The organism is Serratia bockelmannii, assembly GCF_051803255.1.
In the GTDB taxonomy this organism is placed as follows: domain Bacteria; phylum Pseudomonadota; class Gammaproteobacteria; order Enterobacterales; family Enterobacteriaceae; genus Serratia; species Serratia bockelmannii.
Genome location: NZ_CP196512.1, coordinates 135,401 through 153,944, shown reverse-complemented (window position 1 = coordinate 153,944; position 18,544 = coordinate 135,401). Strand labels below are relative to the sequence as shown.

14 protein-coding genes, 1 tRNA gene and 2 other RNA genes are annotated in these 18,544 nt (G+C 59.3%); 3 read left to right on the top strand and 14 right to left on the bottom strand.

The window, feature by feature from the left end:
* Positions 1 to 3: 3 nt before the first annotated feature.
* Positions 4 to 195, bottom strand: coding sequence for a cellulose biosynthesis protein BcsR (gene bcsR / locus ACSJLU_RS00730; RefSeq protein WP_025304843.1), 192 nt, complete (start codon positions 193 to 195; stop codon positions 4 to 6).
* A gap of 189 nt (positions 196 to 384) precedes the next feature.
* Here bcsR and bcsE point away from each other — a divergent pair, with 189 nt between their 5' ends.
* From bcsE to bcsG, 3 genes are read left to right on the top strand one after another with little or no spacing between them, the layout of a single operon-like run.
* On the top strand, positions 385 to 1,953 hold the full coding sequence (gene bcsE, locus ACSJLU_RS00725; protein WP_164100149.1) for a cellulose biosynthesis protein BcsE: 1,569 nt from the start codon (positions 385 to 387) through the stop codon (positions 1,951 to 1,953).
* On the top strand, positions 1,940 to 2,143 hold the full coding sequence (gene bcsF / locus ACSJLU_RS00720; RefSeq protein ID WP_004934139.1) for a cellulose biosynthesis protein BcsF: 204 nt from the start codon (positions 1,940 to 1,942) through the stop codon (positions 2,141 to 2,143). The genes bcsE and bcsF overlap by 14 nt, the downstream gene beginning before the upstream one ends.
* Positions 2,140 to 3,795 (top strand): cellulose biosynthesis protein BcsG, encoded by a 1,656-nt coding sequence (gene bcsG, locus ACSJLU_RS00715; protein ID WP_043142279.1) that lies wholly within the window; start codon positions 2,140 to 2,142, stop codon positions 3,793 to 3,795. The genes bcsF and bcsG overlap by 4 nt, the downstream gene beginning before the upstream one ends.
* A 297-nt stretch (positions 3,796 to 4,092) precedes the next feature.
* Here bcsG and dppF read toward each other — a convergent pair whose 3' ends face one another.
* The 13 genes from dppF to eptB form a co-directional block, all read right to left on the bottom strand.
* Positions 4,093 to 5,082 carry a dipeptide ABC transporter ATP-binding subunit DppF gene (gene dppF, locus ACSJLU_RS00710; protein ID WP_015376237.1) on the bottom strand — a complete coding sequence of 330 codons (990 nt, stop codon included), beginning with the start codon at positions 5,080 to 5,082 and terminating at the stop codon, positions 4,093 to 4,095.
* Positions 5,079 to 6,059, bottom strand: a complete 981-nt coding sequence (gene dppD, locus ACSJLU_RS00705) for a dipeptide ABC transporter ATP-binding protein (RefSeq protein WP_004934132.1) — start codon at positions 6,057 to 6,059, stop codon at positions 5,079 to 5,081. The genes dppF and dppD overlap by 4 nt, the downstream gene beginning before the upstream one ends.
* A 15-nt stretch (positions 6,060 to 6,074) precedes the next feature.
* Positions 6,075 to 6,977, bottom strand: a complete 903-nt coding sequence (gene dppC, locus ACSJLU_RS00700; protein WP_025304838.1) for a dipeptide ABC transporter permease DppC — start codon at positions 6,975 to 6,977, stop codon at positions 6,075 to 6,077.
* An 11-nt stretch (positions 6,978 to 6,988) separates the two neighbouring features.
* Entirely contained in the window at positions 6,989 to 8,008 is a 1,020-nt protein-coding gene (gene dppB, locus ACSJLU_RS00695; protein WP_038630050.1) for a dipeptide ABC transporter permease DppB, read from the bottom strand.
* Positions 8,009 to 8,178: 170 nt separating this feature from the next.
* Entirely contained in the window at positions 8,179 to 9,786 is a 1,608-nt protein-coding gene (gene dppA / locus ACSJLU_RS00690; protein ID WP_025304836.1) for a dipeptide ABC transporter periplasmic-binding protein DppA, read from the bottom strand.
* Positions 9,787 to 10,387: 601 nt separating this feature from the next.
* Entirely contained in the window at positions 10,388 to 12,079 is a 1,692-nt protein-coding gene (locus ACSJLU_RS00685) for a glycosyl hydrolase family 18 protein (protein ID WP_342096844.1), read from the bottom strand.
* 424 nt (positions 12,080 to 12,503) lie between these two features.
* A non-coding RNA gene (locus ACSJLU_RS00680) (RtT sRNA) lies at positions 12,504 to 12,632 on the bottom strand.
* Between the two features lie 36 nt (positions 12,633 to 12,668).
* Positions 12,669 to 12,797: non-coding RNA, RtT sRNA (locus ACSJLU_RS00675), on the bottom strand.
* 36 nt (positions 12,798 to 12,833) lie between these two features.
* Positions 12,834 to 12,910: transfer RNA gene (locus tag ACSJLU_RS00670), tRNA-Pro, on the bottom strand.
* A gap of 120 nt (positions 12,911 to 13,030) precedes the next feature.
* Complete coding sequence (locus tag ACSJLU_RS00665; protein WP_089181519.1) at positions 13,031 to 14,362, bottom strand: MFS transporter; 1,332 nt, start codon at positions 14,360 to 14,362, stop codon at positions 13,031 to 13,033.
* 95 nt (positions 14,363 to 14,457) lie between these two features.
* Positions 14,458 to 16,002, bottom strand: coding sequence for a signal transduction histidine-protein kinase/phosphatase UhpB (uhpB, locus tag ACSJLU_RS00660; protein ID WP_043142285.1), 1,545 nt, complete (start codon positions 16,000 to 16,002; stop codon positions 14,458 to 14,460).
* Positions 15,999 to 16,589 carry a transcriptional regulator UhpA gene (uhpA, locus tag ACSJLU_RS00655; RefSeq protein WP_033645065.1) on the bottom strand — a complete coding sequence of 197 codons (591 nt, stop codon included), beginning with the start codon at positions 16,587 to 16,589 and terminating at the stop codon, positions 15,999 to 16,001. Before uhpA ends, uhpB begins: the two co-directional genes overlap by 4 nt.
* Positions 16,590 to 16,712: 123 nt before the next feature.
* Positions 16,713 to 18,407, bottom strand: a complete 1,695-nt coding sequence (gene eptB, locus ACSJLU_RS00650; protein ID WP_025304831.1) for a kdo(2)-lipid A phosphoethanolamine 7''-transferase — start codon at positions 18,405 to 18,407, stop codon at positions 16,713 to 16,715.
* Positions 18,408 to 18,544: the final 137 nt, after the last annotated feature.

Genomic DNA, 18,544 nt, shown 5'->3' with positions numbered 1-18,544 from the left:
AGATCAATGGCTCCCCGCAGTCTGCGCCAATTCGGCCAACAGTGACCAGCGCGTCATCATGTGCGTTAGCCGCTCCTGCCGCGAAATATCGACATAGCTTAATTTCGGCAATGAAAAAGCCTGGCTGAGCGCCTGCAGGTCATCCTGGCTCTCCCCAGGTGCCGCTGCACGAAAATGGGTAGGTGCGTTATTCATTCTTCCGCCTTGGCGAAAATAGGCTATGTTAATTAACTATAGCAACGATACAAAAAGAGACAGGCAATAAGATGATTCTCAACAAATATTGCCGAATAGCGTCGGATATTTGTTATTGCCAGAGTAAAAATGGCTATCTTTAAATATAAACGCCTTTAGTCGGCTTTCAACGAAAGTAGAACACATCCTATGGCGCACTCTTTTTCTCTAGGCATTCGGCAGATTTGGGAAGAGCTCTCGGTGATGCAGGCTCCGGGGCTCTATTGGATCAATGTCGACAGGCAAAGCGACGCCGCGTTGCTGTGTCGCCAGGTGATCGCCGCCCAGCCGGCCACTCACAAAGTCGCCCTGATCTGCAGCGGCGACAAACCCGAAAGCCTGCTGGCCGAGCTGGCTTCGCCCGCTTTGCAAAAGCTGCCGCTGTATCAATTACCAGAGAAAAAAGCCGCGCTGACGCAGCTGAGCGACGATCTGATGCGCGCCCTGCGGCCGCAGAATCGCTTGCTTATCCTGCTGGCCCACGCCAGCCTGTGGCAAACCTTCACCACCGAAGAGCTGCGCGAGTGGACGCGTACCCTCGCCGCCTGGCTGCGGCGGCAGGGCTGCACGCTGTTGATCCTCAGCCACGGCGGCGGCATCAATAAGCTTAAAGGGCAGCTCAGCGCACAGCATCGTATCCTGAACGGCCTATCCAGCCTGCAATGGCAGCAGGACAGCGCGCAATATCTGGTGAACTGGTGGAGCACCGAAAACGGCATCAACGCCAATCAACTGCTGACGTTGTACGCCGCGCAAGGCGGCTGGCAGGGCGAGGATGAAAATAGTCAACCCTCCCCCACCGCCTTGCGCAGCGACGAAGGTCAGTATCTGGCCGAACGCAGCATTCTGGAGGGCGCGCCGCCGCTGTCCGCCAACTGGCAGCTGTTGGAGAGCAACGACGAACTGGCGCAGCACGGCATGCTGAGACTCTCGGCAACGTTGATTTTCGCGTTGTATCAAAGCGACCAAATCGATCACCTGGCGCACCAGATCCACACCCTGCGACGCAGCCGCGGCAGCGGCCTGAAAATCGCGGTGCGCGAGATGAGCGCCAGCCTGCGCTACAGCGACGAACGGCTGCTGCTGGCCTGCGGCGCCAATCTGATCGTGCCGCACGTCGCGCCGCTGTCGCGTTTTCTCACCATGCTCGAGGGCATCCAGGGGCAGCGTTTCTCACGCCATGTGCCCGCCGACATCGATGCGTTACTGGCCGGTTTACGCCCGCTGCAGCTCAAAGGCTATATGCGGCCGGAGGCGTTCAGCCAGGCGGTGCTTTCGCTGATGGGCAACACGCTGCTGCCTGAGGACGGCAAAGGCGTGATGGTGGCGCTGCGCCCGGCCACCGGCCTACGCGCCGAACAGGCGATGACCCTGTGCCACCTGCGGCGGTTCGGCGATGTGATGACCGTGGTGCAGGGGCGGCTGGTGCTGTTCCTGTCCACCTGCCGCATCAACGATCTGGATACCGCGCTGAAGTTCATCTTCCGGCTGCCGGTGGATGAAGCCTTCAGCAACCGGGTGGTGTGGCACCAGGACGTCGATATCGTTTCGGAAATCAAACGCATGGCCCAGGGGCACTGGCAGCTTTCGGCTACCGGTACCGCCGGCGCCGCGCCGCGCCCCAGCGTGGCGGTGGCCGAGGAACCCGTGGAACGGCGGCAGCCGGTCGCCTTCACGCTGTCGCTTGACCCGCAGGAGGAACCGCATGCTGAACCTTAACGATATCGTGCAACTGATCCTGCTGTGCGCGCTGATCTTCATTCCGCTGGGTTACGCCTTTCACCGGCGTTTTCCGCATTTGCGTCAATACTGGCAAAACCTGTTGTTATCGCCGCGCTATTTGAAATCCGCCGGTTTGTGGGTGCGCACTGGCTCCTCATCTCAGATTAAACGTAAGAAGCAGCCATGAATCGAAACTCGAATACGCAATCCGATAACGCTCTGTGGCGCTACTGGCGTGGGCTGGGTGGCTGGAACCTTTATTTTCTGGCTAAATTCGCCCTGCTGTGGTTCGGCTACCTGAATTTCCACGCGCTGCCGAACCTGGTGTTCATGGCGTTTCTGCTGATGCCGATCCCTTCGCAACGCCTGCATCGCTGGCGCCACTACCTCGCCATCCCGATCGGCATCGCCTTGTTCTACCACGACACCTGGCTGCCGGGCATCAACAGCATTCTTAGCCAGGGGTCGCAGCTAGCCGGCTTCAGCGCCCAGTATCTGCTGGAACTGGTCAACCGCTTTATCAACTGGCAGATGATCGGCGCGGCCTTCGTACTGTTTATCGCCTACCTGTTCGTCGCGCAATGGGTGCGCGTCACCGTATTCACCGTGGCGGCGCTGGTGTGGCTCAATATCGTCAACATTGCCGGGCCGGCGGTCTCACTGCTGCCCGCGACCTCCACAGCCTCGGCCGGCAGCGCCAATACGCCGGCCACGGCCGCGCCGGCGGCGGGGGACGCTGCGCCGGCGGACAGCCTGCCGCCGACCAGCGCCAACCTGACGGCCTACCTGAACCAGTTCTACGACCGGGAAAAAGGCCGCGCCACCGCGTTCCCGACCACCTTGCCCGCCGACGCCCAGCCGTTCGATCTGCTGGTGATCAACATCTGTTCGCTGGCCTGGGCCGATATGGACGCGGTCAACCTGCAGAATCATCCGCTGTGGTCGAAGATGGATATCATGTTCGACAGCTTCAATTCGGCCACCGCCTACAGCGGCCCGGCCTCGATACGGTTGCTGCGCGCCAGCTGCGGCCAGCTTTCGCATCATGATTTGTACCAGCCGGTGAACCAGCAGTGTTACCTATTCGACAACCTGACAAAACTCGGCTTCAAGGAACAGCTGATGCTCGATCACTCCGGGGTGTTCGGCAACTACCTGAAAGAGCTGCGTGAACAGGGCGACATGCAGGCGCCGTTAATGTCGCAGGCCGGCATCGGCAACGAGCTGACGTCGTTCGACGGTGAGCCGATTTATAACGATCTCGAATTGCTGACCCGCTGGCTGGATCAGCAGCAAAAAGGCGGCGACGGCCGCACCGCTACCTTCTTCAACGTCATCCCGCTGCACGACGGCAACCGCTTCGTCGGCGCCAACAAGAGCGCCGACTATCAGCCACGCGCGCAGAAGCTGTTCGATCAGCTGAACACCTTCCTCGATCAGCTGGAAAAATCCGGCCGCAAAGTGGTGGTGGTGATCGTGCCGGAACACGGGGCGGCGTTAGTGGGTGACAAGATGCAGATGTCCGGCCTGCGCGATATCCCCAGCCCGAACATCACCCATACGCCGGTCGGCATCAAACTGGTGGGCATGAAGGCGCCGCATCAGGGCAGTCCACTGCAGATCAAAACGCCGAGCAGCTATCTGGCGCTGTCTGAACTGGTGTCGCGCCTGGTGGACGGCAAGGTCTTCAGCGAATCCAGCGTCGATTGGCAGACACTGACGCAGGCGCTGCCGCAGACCCCGGTCATCTCCGAAAACGACAACGCTATCGTGATGCAATATCAGGGCAAGCCTTACATTCGCCTGAACGGCGGCGACTGGGTGCCTTATCCGCAATAAGCGCGACCTCATCAACCTAAAGCACGCCGCCGGCGTGCTTTTTTATTAGGGTTTTATAATAGAAATGGCGAAACAACTCGACCGACAGAATGTTATTAACAACAAACCGTTGAATTCTATTATTCGATTATTATTTTCATGCGAAGATTCTTAAAAAATAACGATTTGTCAGAATGACGTTAAGGGAATAATTTAAAAAATGAGTTGTCGCGATCGTTTACTGACTAACCCTTTGATTGAGTAATAAAAAACGCCGGCGTGATGCCGGCGTGAATTTAAGCGATGACGTTCGACGCCTTACGCCCCCGGATGTTCGTCCTGATCGACCGCAAAGCAGGCCACCATCTGCTCACCGTACTGTTTGAGCTGCGGCTGCAGCTGTACGCAGGTGCCAAAAGCGCGGCGGCAGCGGGCATTGAACGCACAGCCCGGCGGCGGATTCATCGGGCTGGGCAGCTCGCCGGTCAATTTGATGCGCTCGCGGCGCATATCCGGGTTTAACCGCGGCGTCGCCGACAGCAGCGCCTGAGTGTACGGATGACGCGGGTTGTTGAAGATCGCCTCTTTGCTGCCCTTTTCCACGCAGCGACCGAGGTACATCACCATCACCTCGTCGGCGATGTGTTCCACCACCGACAGATCGTGCGAGATAAACACATAGGACAGCCCCAGCTCCTGCTGCAGATCCATCATCAGGTTCAACACCTGCGCGCGCACCGACACGTCCAATGCCGACACCGGTTCATCGGCGATCACCACGTCCGGATTCAGCATCAGCCCGCGGGCAATGGCGATACGCTGGCGCTGGCCGCCGGAGAACATGTGCGGGTAGCGGTCATAATGCTCGGTCTTCAGGCCGACCTTCGCCATCATCTCCAGCGCTTTTTCCCGCCGTTCGGCGGCGCTGAGCGACGTGTTGATCAACAGCGGCTCCTCGAGGATCTGCCCGACCTTCTTGCGCGGGTTGAGCGATCCGTAAGGATTCTGGAACACGATTTGGATCTTCTGGCGTCGCAGTTTCTCGGCCGAGACGTCCGGCTTCAGCAGATCCTGCCCCTGGTAGTACAGCTCGCCGCCGGTCGGCACTTCGATCATCGTCAGCAGGCGGCCGAGCGTCGATTTGCCGCAGCCCGATTCGCCGACCACCGCCAGCGTTTTGCCGCGCTCCAGGGTGAAGGACACACCGTCGAGCGCCTTGACCAGCCGCTCCGGCGCGAACAGGCCCTTTTTCACCGGGTAATGCTTCTTCAGGTCAATCGCCTGCAGTAAAGGTTGATTCTGGCTCATACGGTCGGCCTCCCCGCATCATCCAGCGGTGTGTGACATTTAACCTGACGGCCGGGAATGCTGCGCAGTTCCGGCTCCTCGTTACGGCAACGCTCGTTGGCGTACGGACAACGCGGATTGAGCAGGCAGCCGGTCGGGCGATCGTATTTGCCCGGCACCACGCCCGGCAGCGAAGCCAACCGCGCCTTGTCGGCGGCAAACTCCGGCAGCGCGCGCAGCAGTGCCTGGGTGTACGGGTGGCGCGGCGCGCGGAAAATCTCCGCCGCCTTGCCGGATTCCACCACCTGGCCGGCGTACATCACGATGATGTGATGCGCGGCTTCCGCCACCAGCGCCAGATCGTGGGTGATCAGCAGCAGCGCCATGTTTTCGCGCTGCTGCAGGTCCAGCAACAGCTCGATGATCTGCGCCTGGATGGTCACGTCGAGCGCAGTCGTCGGCTCATCGGCGATCAGCAGCTTCGGCCGACAGGCGATGGCCATGGCGATCATTACGCGCTGGCTCATGCCGCCGGAAAGCTGGTGCGGGTATACGTCCAGCCGCGAAGCCGGATCCGGAATGCCCACCTGGGTCAGCAGGTCGATAGCACGCTGGCGGCGAGTGCGGCGATTGCCGCCCTGATGCACCTTCAGCGCCTCCATGATCTGATAACCGACGGTATAGCACGGGTTCAGGCTGGTCATCGGATCCTGGAAGATCATCGCCACTTCGGAGCCCACCAGCTGGCGGCGCTCTTTTTCGGAGATCTTGCGCAGATCCTGGCCGTTGAACTCCAGCTTGTCGGCCATCACCTTGCCGGGGAAATCGATCAGGCCCATGATCGCCAGCGAACTGACGGATTTGCCGGAGCCGGATTCACCGACGATGCCGACCACCTGACCTTGCTCCACGCTGTAACTGATGCGGTCTACCGCGCGGAACGGGGTGCCTTCGTCACCGAAGTGCACCGAAAGCTTGTCTACATTCAATAACGCCATCTCTCTCGTCCTCTGTTACTGCTTGAGTTTGGGGTCGAGAGCGTCACGCAAACCGTCCCCCATCAGGTTGAATGCCAGCACCGTCAGCAGGATCGCCACGCCGGGGAAGGTCACCACCCACCAGGCACTTTGCGCGAACTGCAGCACGTCGGAGAGCATGGTGCCCCACTCCGGCGTCGGCGGCTGCGCGCCCATGCCCAGAAAGCCGAGCGCGGCCATGTCCAGAATGGCGTTCGAGAAACCGAGAGAAGCCTGCACGATCAAAGGCGCCAGGCAGTTAGGCAGAATATTGACGAACATCTGGCGCAGTGCGCCGGCGCCCGCCACCCGCGATGCGGTGACGTAGTCGCGGTTGACCTCCACCAGCACCGCCGCGCGCGTCAAACGTACATAGTGCGGCAGGGCGACGAAGGTCAGCGCCAGCGAAGCGTTAACGATCGACGGCCCGAATACCGCCACCAGTACCAGTGCCAGCAGCAGGCTCGGCAGAGCCAGCATGATGTCGACGACGCGCATGATAATCGCGTCCACCACGCCGCCGAAGTAACCGGCCAGCAGGCCGAATATCACGCCCATGATCAGCGACAGCACTACCACCAGGCAGCCGACCAACAGCGACAGCCGTGCACCGTACATCAGGCGCGACAGGACGTCGCGGCCCACGTCGTCGGTGCCGAGGATATATTGCCAGCTGCCACCCTCTTGCCACACCGGCGGCTTGAGCAGAGCATCGCGGAACTGGTCCGCCGGCGCATGCGGCGCCAGCACGCCGGCGCCGAGCGCGATCACCAGCATCAGAACGATATACACCAGGCCGACCACGGCCCCTTTATTGCGCTTGAAATAGTGCCAGAACTCCTGAAACGGGGTCATTGGCTTCGGCGCACCTTTAACTGCAGACTCAGTGATTTGAGACATGAGAGCGCCCCTTATTTCTTGTGGCGAATACGCGGGTTGACCACGCCGTAGAGCACGTCTACCAGCAGGTTAACCAGAATGATCATACAGGCGACCAGCAACACCCCGCCCTGCACCACCGGGTAATCGCGGCGCTGCAGCGCGTCGATCAGCCAGCGGCCCAACCCCGGCCAGGAGAAGATGGTTTCGGTCAGAATGGCGCCGGCCAGCATGGTGCCGACCTGCAGCCCGATCACCGTCACCACCGGCAGCAGCGCGTTGCGCAGCGCGTGGACGACGATCACCCGCATACGGCTCACGCCCTTGGCGCGGGCGGTGCGAATGTAGTCTTCACCCAACACCTCCAGCATCGAGGAACGGGTCATGCGCACGATCACCGCCAGCGGGATGGTGCCCAGCACGATGGCCGGCAGGATCATGTGCATCACCGCGTCGATAAAGTCGCCCGGCTCGCCCCAGATCAGGGTGTCTATCAGCATAAAGCCGGTCAGCGGCTGGCTGTCGTCAAGGAATACCGTGTCGCTGATGCGCCCCGACACCGGCGTCAGGTTAAGCTGCACCGACACCAGCATGATCAGCATCATGCCCCACCAGAAAATTGGCATCGAATAGCCGGTCAGCGAGATGCCCACCGCAGTATGATCGAAGACCGAGCCACGTTTGACCGCCGCCAGCACCCCGACCGGGATGCCTACCAGCACCGCGAAAAGCATCGCGCAGAAGCCCAGCTCCAGCGTAGCCTGAAAGCGCGGAACGAACTCGCTCCAGACGGAGATGCGGCTTTTGAGTGAGGTGCCCAGATCGCCGTGCAGCACGTTGGACACGTAGGAGAAATATTGTTGATAAAGCGGCTTGTCCAGCCCCATTTCCGCCATCAGCTGCGCGTGGCGCTCGGCGGAGATACCGCGTTCCCCGGCCATGATGGTCACCGGGTCGCCGGGGATCATATGGACGAATGCAAAAGTCAGCAATGTAATGCCGATAAACGTTGGGATAACTAACCCCAAACGTCGGAGTATGAACTGCAACATATCCCGAACTCTCTGTATCAATGCCCGGCAGCTCATCGTCCGCCAGGCTTATTAACGCTCACATGCCTTTGAACGATTCGACGGCCATACGCCGGAGACTGGTCAGCAGGGGCGCAAACCTGTTGCGCCCCTGCAAGTCCATTCGTGCGTCTCCGGTAAAGCGGTCGAAATCAGTCTACAGAGACATTCTCGAAGTGATGCTTACCGAGCGGATCCACGACGTAGCCTTTCACTTCCTTACGCACAGGCTCGTACACGGTGGAGTGTGCGACAATCAGCGCCGGAGCCTGATCGTGCATCACCACCTGCGCCTGTTTGTACAGTTCGATGCGCTTGTCGTGGTTGGATTCGGCGCGCGCCGGTTGAATCAGATCTTCAAACGGCTTGTAGCACCAGCGGGAGTAGTTGGAGCCGTCTTTCGCCGCCGCGCAGCTGAACAGCGTGGCGAAGAAGTTATCCGGATCCCCGTTGTCGCCGGTCCAGCCCATCATCACCGTCTGGTGCTCGCCCGCTTTGGCGCGCTTGAGGTATTCACCCCACTCATAGGTCACGATTTTGGCTTTCACGCCGATCTTGGCCCAGTCGGCCTGGATCATTTCCGCCATGCGGCGTGCGTTCGGGTTGTAAGGACGCTGTACCGGCATCGCCCACAGGTCGATGCTGAAACCGTCGGCCATGCCCGCTTCTTTCAGCAACTCTTTCGCCTTGGCCGGATCGTAAGCGTAATCCTGCACCGCGTCGTTATAGCCCCACATGGTTGGCGGGATCAGGTTCTTGGCCGCCTGGCCCGCGCCCTGATAAACCGCGTCGATGATCGCCTGCTTGTTGACCGCCATGGTCAACGCCTGGCGCACCTTCAGGTTATCCAGCGGCTTTTTCTCGACGTTGAACGACAGGTAACCCACGTTCAGGCCCGGCTGTTCCATCAGGTTGATGGACTTGTCTTGCTTCATGCGGGCGATATCGGCCGGGTTCGGGTACGGCATCACCTGACATTCGTTTTTCTGCAGTTTGGCGTAGCGCACGGAGGCGTCAGGCGTGATGGAGAACACCAGGCGATCGATCTTCGGCTTGGTGCCCCAGAAACCGTCGAATGCCTTGTACAGGATCTTGGAGTCTTTCTGGTATTGCAGCAGCTGGAACGGACCGGTGCCGATCGGATTCAGGTCGACTTTCTCCGGCGTGCCGGCTTTCATCATCACGTCGGCGTATTCGGCGGACAGGATGGACGCGAAGTCCATGCCCAGGTCAGCCAGGAACGGCGCCTCCGGGCGGTTCAGCACGAAGCGCACGGTGTTGTCGTCTACTTTTTCAATCTTGGCGATCAGCTTAGGCATGTCCATGCCTTCAAAGTATTCGTAGCTGCCGCCGGACACTTTGTGGTAGGCGTTGTTCGCATCCAACTGGCGCTCAAAGGAGAACACCACGTCGTCGGCGTTGAAATCGCGCGTCGGTTTGAAGTCTTTGTTGCTCTGCCACTTCACGCCTTTGCGCAGGTGGAAGGTGTAGGTTTTGCCGTCTTCGCTGACGTCCCACTTCTCAGCCAGGCCCGGCTGCAGTTCGGTGGTGCCGATTTTGAATTCGACCAGGCGGTTGTAGATCGGTACCGAGCTGGCGTCGTAGGTGGTGCCGGAGGTAAACAGCTGCGGGTTGAACCCTTCCGGGGAACCTTCAGAACAGTAAACCAACGTCTTGGCCTGTACGCTGGCCGCCACGGTCAGCGCGATCAGCCCAATACCGAATTTCAGAATCCCCGATTTACCCAAGGAACGTGTCATCGTTAGTGCTCCATTGTGTGATGTGATGTGTGTAATTGCCGCCAGACCTGTATTTTTTATTGCGTGGCCTGTGCGATCGGCGCCCGAAGGCAGAAGGCGTACGAGGAGAGAATGCCGGATGGAACGCATCGCGGCGGGGACGTCTGAGCGCGTGGAATTCACTCAAACAACTCTCGCTCTTACCCCTGAGGCTATCAAGTTGCCAACTGTTTGGGGTGTCGTCAATATAACCAGTGGGGATTTACGCAGACTGTGAGAAACAGCAAACAAACATAAAAAAAACCTTTTGTTAACAGTTCCAGCATGAAAATTTATGCTAAGCGGCCATTTTTAGCGCATTGGTCTGACCCTAACAAAGTTACTGGTTTTTAACTCCGTTAAAAAACGCCAAAACTTTGTTGCTGAATGATGAATATCTGAACGGTTATTTTTGTGATCGCCGTTAAAGACAGGAGGAAATGCTGAAGGACTACCCAAAAGGGTGAGTCCGATGAGCGCGTTTTGCACCGGGCAGGCCCACAATCTGTGCGGCGTAAAAAAACTTTCGGCTGCGAAAAAGCCGGGGGCGAAAGGATATCCCCCGGCAACGCACTGCAACCGATTATTGAACGCCGGCGCTATTGCCCAGGCTGGCGTTCATGCTGTTAAGAATATCGCCATTGTCCGCGTCGATCTCCCAGGAGAACAGGCCACCTAACTGCTTCTCCAACACGTACTTGCCTTTGGCCTGCACCGAGCGGGCATCGTCGAAGGTGATCAGATCGCCGGTGGAAGGTTTGAACACGTAAGGCGCTTCCGCCGTGGCGTCGTAGGTATACTGCCACTCGCCGCTCATGAACTGGCTGGCGATTTGGCGGTAGTCCACGATGCCGTTCTCCCAGGTGCCTTTTACCGGCCCGGTAGCGGTACCGGTGAACGGAATATTGTTCTGGTAGCCGTTCACCCCGGTCCAGCCGCGGCCATACATGGCGGTGCCGACCACGATCTTGCCCGGCTTGACGCCCTGCGCCAGCAGCGCATTGACGCCGTTCACCGTCGTATAGGCAGTGTCCGGTTTCCAGGCCGGCGCATTCAGCGCGGTCTGATGCCCCAGGTTCTTCAGATCGAAGGCGCCGTAGAAGTCGTAGCTCATCAGGAAGATGTGATCCATCGAGTTCTGTGCGACGTTGTAAGCCACCTTGTCGATCTTGTCCTTGCCGGCGCTGATGGCGGAGGTTAGCTCATACTTGCGGCCGGTTTCCGCCGACAGCTGATCCAGCATCGCCCGCAGCTCTTTCATCAGCAGCACATAGGTTTCCCCGTCTTGCGAGCTGCCCAGGTTAGGGTTAGCGCCTTTGCCGCCCGGGAACTCCCAGTCGATATCCACGCCGTCGAAGAACTTCCAAGTCTGCAGGAACTCTTTCACCGAGCCGACGAAGCGATCGCGCTTCACCTTGTCACCCATGAAGAAGAACGGGTCGGACAGCGTCCAGCCGCCGATCGACGGCAGAATTTTCAGGTCAGGATGCGCCTGCTTCAGCGCCATCAGCTGACCGAAGTTGCCCTTGTAGGGGTCATCCCAGGCGGTCACGCCCTTCTGCGCTTTTTGCAGCGCGGCGAACGGATCGTGGATCGAGACTTTGAAGTCCTCGCGGCCCTGACAGGAGCGCTGCAAGGCCTGGAAACTGCCTTCGATCTCTTTCAGGCTGTCGTTGATGCCATTGCCGCCGCAGATCGGGATAAAGCCGTACAGCAGGTGGGTCAGGTTTTGCGCCGGGATCTTGTCGACGGTGAAATTGCGCCCGTAAACGCCCCACTCGACGAAATAAGAACCGACCACTTTGCCGGAGTTCTGTTTATACGGTTTATTCTTTTCCAGCAGCGGCTCTTTCAACGGCGCCAAATGGCTGCCGTCGGTGTCGGCCACCACAATTTCGGTGGCGTCACTGGCGGTGCAGCCGTCGGCATTGCACAATGCCACCTGCATTTGATAACGGCCGCCTTTATTCACTTTAAAATTCGCCGTACCGGAAGAACCGGTTGAAGGGCCGCTCCACGCCTCTTTGCCATTTAATAAAATTTTTGCCGTCGTGCCCGCGTCGCCATTCCATAAATTCCAGGAGACAGAAACGTCGGCGGCATTTTTTACCTTCACCAGATTATTATAAGCGGTGGCCGCCTGATCGACTTCGACAATGGCGAACTTGGTGTTGCCCCAGGCGATGGTCGGCTTGCCCGGCGCGGCGGCCTGCGCCGCGGAACACAGCGTACTGCCGATCAACAGCGCCAACAGCGGTTTATTAAATTTGCGCATAACTGATTCCTTTATTCCGAGAGGATAAACATAAAAGAGTTAATCGTCGCTACGCATTGCCGAAGCGAAAAAATTCCGCAATAATCCACGAAGATTAACGTTAATAAATAATCACGGTATTTCCCACGCGACGGGAATAAGAGTTCCCGCGTTGTCCATTTAGACTATAGGTAAAAAAAACGTGAAAACAAGAGCGCTATCAATCGGGTTTTATTTGGCAAGCATGAATTTATTTAAACATGAAAATAAGAACCTAATGGGAATAAGGAATGTGAATTAATTAAGCGTAAAGGATAAATATATTTCACGAGGACGGCAGATTGAGGCACGCCATAAAGCGAAGCCGGTCGTAGCGAAGGAGGTACTCATCCTCATAAACTGCAGGCGAAAAAAACCTGCTTTAAAAAGCAGGTTTTTCGAATGGTGGTCGGCGAGAGAGGATTACGCGCATCTTTGATGCGCGCCCTGCGGGCCGTTGCTAAAGCAACGTTGTCTCGCTTCGCGAGGCTCGAACCTCCTGCGGAGGTGCTCATCCTCATAAACTGCAGGCGAAAAAAAACCTGCTTTAAAAAGCAGGTTTTTCGAATGGTGGTCGGCGAGAGAGGATTACGCGCATCTTTGATGCGCGCCCTGCGGGCCGTTGCTAAAGCAACGTTGTCTCGCTTCGCGAGGCTCGAACCTCCTGCGGAGGTACTCATCCTCATAAACTACGGGCGAAAAAAAACCTGCTTTAAAAAGCAGGTTTTTCGAATGGTGGTCGGCGAGAGAGGATTCGAACCTCCGACCCACTGGTCCCAAACCAGTTGCGCTACCAAGCTGCGCTACTCGCCGATGCGGGGCGCATCTTACTGCTGGCGGTTATAGGCGTCAATCACTTTTTTTCCCCTGCATTTCAAGTGATGATAAAAGCGCCATAATGCGCTGCGCCGGGGGCTGCGCAGCGTATTTTACTCAGGCGTTGGCCGGTTTCAGTGCCGGCGTCTGCGCACGCAGGAACGGCAGCAGGAACAGCGCTGACAGGCAAGCGGCGATAGAAATCACCACGAAGAAGCCGTTCCAATGCCAAATCTCCATCACCCGTGCAATCGGGTAGCCGGACAGCGCCGCGCCCAGGTAGGCGAACAGGCCGACGAAACCGGTCGCCGCGCCCGCCGCATCCTTGTGCGAGCACTCCGCCGCCGCCATGCCGATCAGCATCTGCGGGCCAAAGATGAAGAAGCCGATGGCGAAGAAGCAGCAGGCCTGCAGCAGGTAGGTCACGCCCGGCATCAGCCACAGCGCCGCCACCGACAGGAAGATACCGATGGCGAAAATCAGGTTCATCGGGCCGCGGTTGCCGCGGAACAGCTTGTCGGAGCCCCAACCGGCCACCAGTGAACCGATAAAACCGCCCACTTCAAACAGCGAGATGGCCGAGTTGGCGGTCATCAGCGAATAGCCCTTTTCCTGCGTCAGGTAGAGGTTGCCCCAGTCGTTGATCGCGGTGCGCACGATGTACACCAGCACGTAAGAGACCGCCAACAGCCAGATGTACTTGTTGGTCAGCACGTAGCGTTTGATGATCTCGCGGTTGCTCAGCCCCTGGCCTTCCGATTCCTGCACCAGCTCCATGGCGTCGTTACGCCATTTGCCGACGCTCGGCAACCCCAGGGTGGATGGCTTGTCGCGCAGGCGCCAGCACATCAGCAGGCCGAGCACCACGCCGATGATACCGGGAATGATCATGCCGTAACGCCAGCTGAAGTGCAGCGAGATAAAGCCCACCAGCAGCGGGATCAGCGCGCCGCCGACGTTGTGCGAGGTGTTCCAGATCGCCCACCAACTGCCGCGCTCGGAACGCGAATACCAGCTGGTGAGGATTTTGGAGCACGGCGGCCAGCCCCAACCCTGGAAGAAGGCGTTGAGGATCCACAGCGTGCCCAGCATCAGCAGCGACGAGCTGAGGCCGAAGAAGATATTCAGCACCCCGGTCATGATCAGGCCCAACCCCATAAAGTAACGCGGGTTGGAGCGATCGCTGATCATGCCGGAAATGAATTTCGAGCAGCCGTAGGTGATGTAGAACAGCGTGCCGAGGATACCGACGTCGGACATCGTCAGACCCAGATCGCTCAGCATCGCCGGCATGATGAAGTTGAAGCTTTTGCGCGTGAAGTAAAACGCAGCGTAGCCGATGTACATGGTGCACATCAGCTGGATGCGCCAGTATTTGTAGCTGGCGTCGATCTGCCGTTGATCGGTGACCTGCGGCGCGTCCGAGCGACTTTTAAGGAAAGACCACATGTGGAACCTCAGAGGATTGAATAAAGTGCCGCTATGATGCTCCCCGCGCGCGCGGGAGGCTTACGCCGGATTCCCGACGCAGTTAGGAGTTTTTCCTAGTTTTGCGCTTGCTCCGGTGAAACTGTGGGCAAGATCACACTCAAACAGGCGCCCCGCTCCGAGGTGAGCCGCAGGCTGCCGCCAAGGGCGCTGATGCGCTCCTGCATGCCGCGCAGGCCATACCCCGGCTGATGGTTTTCCGCCTCGAAGCCCACGCCGTTGTCGCGGATGGTCAGGGCGATCAGCGGCGCGGCGCCTTTGCGCGGCTGCAGGCGTGCGTCCAGCTCCAGGCGGCTGGCGCCGGCGTGGCGGCACACATTGGTCACCCCTTCCTGACACACCCGGTACAGCGTGATTTTCAGCGTTTCATCCAGCAGCTCGTCCGGTACCTGCCACTGCAGGCTGCTCACCAGCGACGCGTCCTGCGGCAGCGATTCCCGCAGCATCGCCGCCACCGCCGCCGACAGCGGCAGGTTGTTCAGCGCCGCCGGCCACAGCTGGGTCAGCACGTCGTGCACCCCGTCGTAGACCCGCAGCGCCAACGCATCGATGGTGTCGGCGCAGCCGATCACCGCCGGTTCCGGCGCCAGGCGTTTGACGATGCTGGCCTGGGTACGGATCACGGTGATGGTCTGCCCCACTTCATCGTGCAGCTCGCGCGCCACCTCGCGCCGGGTTTGCTCCTCCGCCGTCACCAGCGCCCGCGCCAGCTGGCGGTTCTCCGCCAGCCGCAGCCGCAGCTGTTGATTCAGTTCGCGCTGGCGCTGAATGCCGGCGCCCAGCAGCAGCCCGGTCAGGCTTTGAGCCAGCAGCGACAGCAGCAGATCGCGGTGCGACTCCGGCTGCGGCGGCTCGTTGACCATCAGCGCCACGCCGTTGAGCAGCGTCGCCAACAACGCGCCCTGCCAGCCATAGCGATAAGACATGAACACGATAGGAATGGCCAGGCAGAACGGTGCGAAACGCCGCAGCTCGGCGGCGTTCACCTGCTGCTGCAGCCAGATGCTGAATGCAAACAGCAGCAGATAGCTGGCCAAGTGGCCCAGACGCAGCTCCACCGGCTTGTGGATCAGCCCCGGCTCCAGCGGCACCCAGATTTGGCGTGCCAGATAGTGCCACAACAGCAGGCAGGTCGGCGCGATGGTGAAACCGCCGGTCAGGCCGAGCAGCAGCGCACGGGCGCCTTCGCCGCTCACCAGCTGCCACACCAGCGCCTGCAGCAAGGCGGCGGCGGTGACCACCGCACCCTGCAACAGCGGCCATCGCCATTCGCTGTCGCTCTGCTGATGGCGCAACAGCCACGGCGAGGCCAGCAGGCTGAGCAGCACCGTCAGCACCAGCACCGCCACCGACGCCCACAGCGCCGGGCCGTAACCGAACTGGTCCGCCAGCAGCGCCATCAGCAGCAGGTCGGCCAGCAGGATCCCCGGCCAGAAACGGTACGGGCTCTGCAGCAAAATGCCCATGCGCAGGCCGAACGGGAACAACAGCAGCGCCTGCCAGGGCGGGTCGATCAGCGCGGTGCCGATGCCCCACAGGCAAAACGCGCTGGCGGCATAGATGAAGAACAGCGCCAGCTGGGTGATCAGGCGCTGCGTCACAGGTTCAGCATCCGTCTGGCCAGCTCAACGTTGTTGGTGATGCCCAGCTTGGCGAACAGGTTGGCGCGATGCACATGCACCGTCTTCGGCGACAGCCCCAAGGCGGCGGCGATCTCGCGCACCTCCTGGCCCTGCGCCAGCAATAGCGCGATCTCGCGCTCGCGGCGGGTCAATGGATCCACCTTCACCCGCGCCAACTGCTGCGCGATTTCCGGCATCAGGTAGACGCCGCCGCCGGCGACGGTGCGCACCGCGGTGATCAGATCTTCCGGTTTGCAACGCTTGGAGAGGAAACCGCTGGCGCCCCGTTCCAGCGCCATTTCCACCAGCGCCGGGTTATCGTGCATCGACAGCATCACCACGCGGATGCCGGAGGGAATGTCCGCCAGCAGATCCAGCCCGCTGCCGTCCGGCATCGAAATGTCGCAAATGCAGATTTCCGCCTCCAGCCCCGGCAGGCCGGCGCGCGCCTGCGCCGCGCTGCTGAACTCGCCCACCACCTGAATATCGGCCTCCAGCGACAGCAGCTGCACAAAGCCCGAACGCACAATGTCATGATCGTCGATAAACGCCACGCGCAGGGTCATGGAAATCTCCGGTTAGAAGGGGAAGTGCGCAAGTATACCGTATGCACACACCGGAATAATTGATGAAGAGAATGTATTGGGTGAAATTACCGGGTGCGCAAGGCAGGCACCCGGCGGGAGGGATCACAGACGGGCTGGCGCCGTTTTATCCTGTGGCAGATGGCACCAGTTGTTTTTATCCACGATGCCGCCATCAGGAGACGTGTATCCGAGGCAGCCAAGGAGGGTGTCAAACAGCTCGACATGGCGATGCGTTTTGCCGATGCGCTGCTGCGCCTGCAGCTGCTCAAAGGCGCTGAGGTGCTGCGGGTTTTCGAGGAACTTGTCCGACGCCCACACGATCATCGGCACGCGAAATTGCTCCGGCGGCGCCATTTCGCGCGGCGTGCCGTGCAGGTGCGTATTCTCACCGATCGATTCGCCGTGATCGGCGGCATAGAACACGATGGCCTTCTTGTCCCGCACCTGGTCGATCACATTACTGATAAAGCTGTCGGTATACAGCACCGTATTGTCGAAGGCGTTGATCAACTGGGCCTTGGTGCACGAATCATCCACCCCCATGCACTCCGGCTGATAGCGCGCATAGCTGCGCGGATAGCGCTGCGAGTACAGGTAGTGCGAGCCTTTGGTATGCAGGATCACCAGGTGTTTGCCCTTCGGATAACGCGCCAGCGACTCCTTCATTTCGTCCACCAGCAGCATATCGTCGACCGCCTTACCGTCGTTGCGCTTCTCGGATGCGATCATCTCGCGGAACGAATAGTTGTTCACCTCGGTGTTGTTGTAGAACCACACCTCGCTCTGCATGGCGAACAGCTCGGAAGAGAAGCCCAGATCCTTCAGCACCGCGAACACGTTCTGCTCTTTCAGCGTGCGCTGCGGGTTGTCTTCGGTGCCGCCTTCGCGCACGAACATGCAGCGCAGCGACAGCTTGGTAGCGGTGTCACACGACTCGCCGCGGAACGCCACCAGATTCTTCTCTTTAGACAGCCGCGGCGTGGTATCACGCTCATAGCCCAGCATGCCCATGTGATCCCAGCGCGTGGTCTCACCAATGATGAACACCACGTAGGTATCGTCGATATCCGCCGGTGGTACATAAGTGAAGTGTTTGCCCGGATCGAACATCGTGCTCTGGTCCTGGCTTTCGTCATAGCGGGTGTAGGCAAACAGCCCCAGCGCCGACAGCCAGTTGGACGGCAGATACGAGTGCGCTACCACGCCGCCGTAGCTCGGCAGATCGACGTTGGAGAGCTTCTCTTGCACGCTTTGCTCATCGTCCAGCATGCGCAGCGGCAGCCAGACCAACGCCACCACCGCCAGCAAGACCAGCAGCGGTTTGATGCGATGGCCGGGGGTTTTCAGCTGTTCGATCAGGGTGTAACGCAGGCTGTTTTTCCAGATCAGCAGCAGCGGCAAGGCGCTGAGCGCCACCATCCACAGCACAAAGTGCAGGCCAACCACCTCTTTCGACAGATCGATGTCGGTGGTCATCACCGACACCACGATGCCGTAGCCAATCACCACGTTGAAAAACGTCATGTAGTAGCTGGCAGCCACCGAAATCAACACCAGCAGCGAGGCGACGATGCGATAAAACAGCCGGCCGCCGAGCGATACCAGCCGCATGATGAAGAATGTGAACAGGACGATAGCGATGACTTCCGTCACCGCCGAAATAAGCTTAATCCCCTGAATGCCATGCGCCAACGAATCAAAACGGCGATAGAAAACGGACAGGTTGAGAAAGATGCCGATATAGATCGCTAACAATAACGATAAATTCTGCTGCGATAGCGATTTAACTTTGTTCATGTAACGCGGTGGCTCCGGGGGCGGTGTAGCGGTTCTGACTCAGTCAGACACTGATTGCGGCTTCTGGTTCAGCCAACCGGCAATAAGCGTTATTTTGCGGGTAATAATCAAGAGAATTCTCACAAAACGGACAAAAT

What these genes read in the sequence shown, in the direction of transcription:
- uhpA (WP_033645065.1), bottom strand. Translation starts at nt 16,589, where the DNA reads ATGACCCTGCGCGTGGCGTTTATCGACGATCATGACATTGTGCGTTCG.
- dppB (WP_038630050.1), bottom strand. Translation starts at nt 8,008, where the DNA reads ATGTTGCAGTTCATACTCCGACGTTTGGGGTTAGTTATCCCAACGTTT.
- eptB (WP_025304831.1), bottom strand. Translation starts at nt 18,407, where the DNA reads ATGAACAAAGTTAAATCGCTATCGCAGCAGAATTTATCGTTATTGTTA.
- bcsE (WP_164100149.1), top strand. Translation starts at nt 385, where the DNA reads ATGGCGCACTCTTTTTCTCTAGGCATTCGGCAGATTTGGGAAGAGCTC.
- ACSJLU_RS00665 (WP_089181519.1), bottom strand. Translation starts at nt 14,362, where the DNA reads ATGTGGTCTTTCCTTAAAAGTCGCTCGGACGCGCCGCAGGTCACCGAT.
- bcsR (WP_025304843.1), bottom strand. Translation starts at nt 195, where the DNA reads ATGAATAACGCACCTACCCATTTTCGTGCAGCGGCACCTGGGGAGAGC.
- dppF (WP_015376237.1), bottom strand. Translation starts at nt 5,082, where the DNA reads ATGAGCCAGAATCAACCTTTACTGCAGGCGATTGACCTGAAGAAGCAT.
- ACSJLU_RS00685 (WP_342096844.1), bottom strand. Translation starts at nt 12,079, where the DNA reads ATGCGCAAATTTAATAAACCGCTGTTGGCGCTGTTGATCGGCAGTACG.
- bcsG (WP_043142279.1), top strand. Translation starts at nt 2,140, where the DNA reads ATGAATCGAAACTCGAATACGCAATCCGATAACGCTCTGTGGCGCTAC.
- dppA (WP_025304836.1), bottom strand. Translation starts at nt 9,786, where the DNA reads ATGACACGTTCCTTGGGTAAATCGGGGATTCTGAAATTCGGTATTGGG.
- dppC (WP_025304838.1), bottom strand. Translation starts at nt 6,977, where the DNA reads ATGTCTCAAATCACTGAGTCTGCAGTTAAAGGTGCGCCGAAGCCAATG.
- bcsF (WP_004934139.1), top strand. Translation starts at nt 1,940, where the DNA reads ATGCTGAACCTTAACGATATCGTGCAACTGATCCTGCTGTGCGCGCTG.
- dppD (WP_004934132.1), bottom strand. Translation starts at nt 6,059, where the DNA reads ATGGCGTTATTGAATGTAGACAAGCTTTCGGTGCACTTCGGTGACGAA.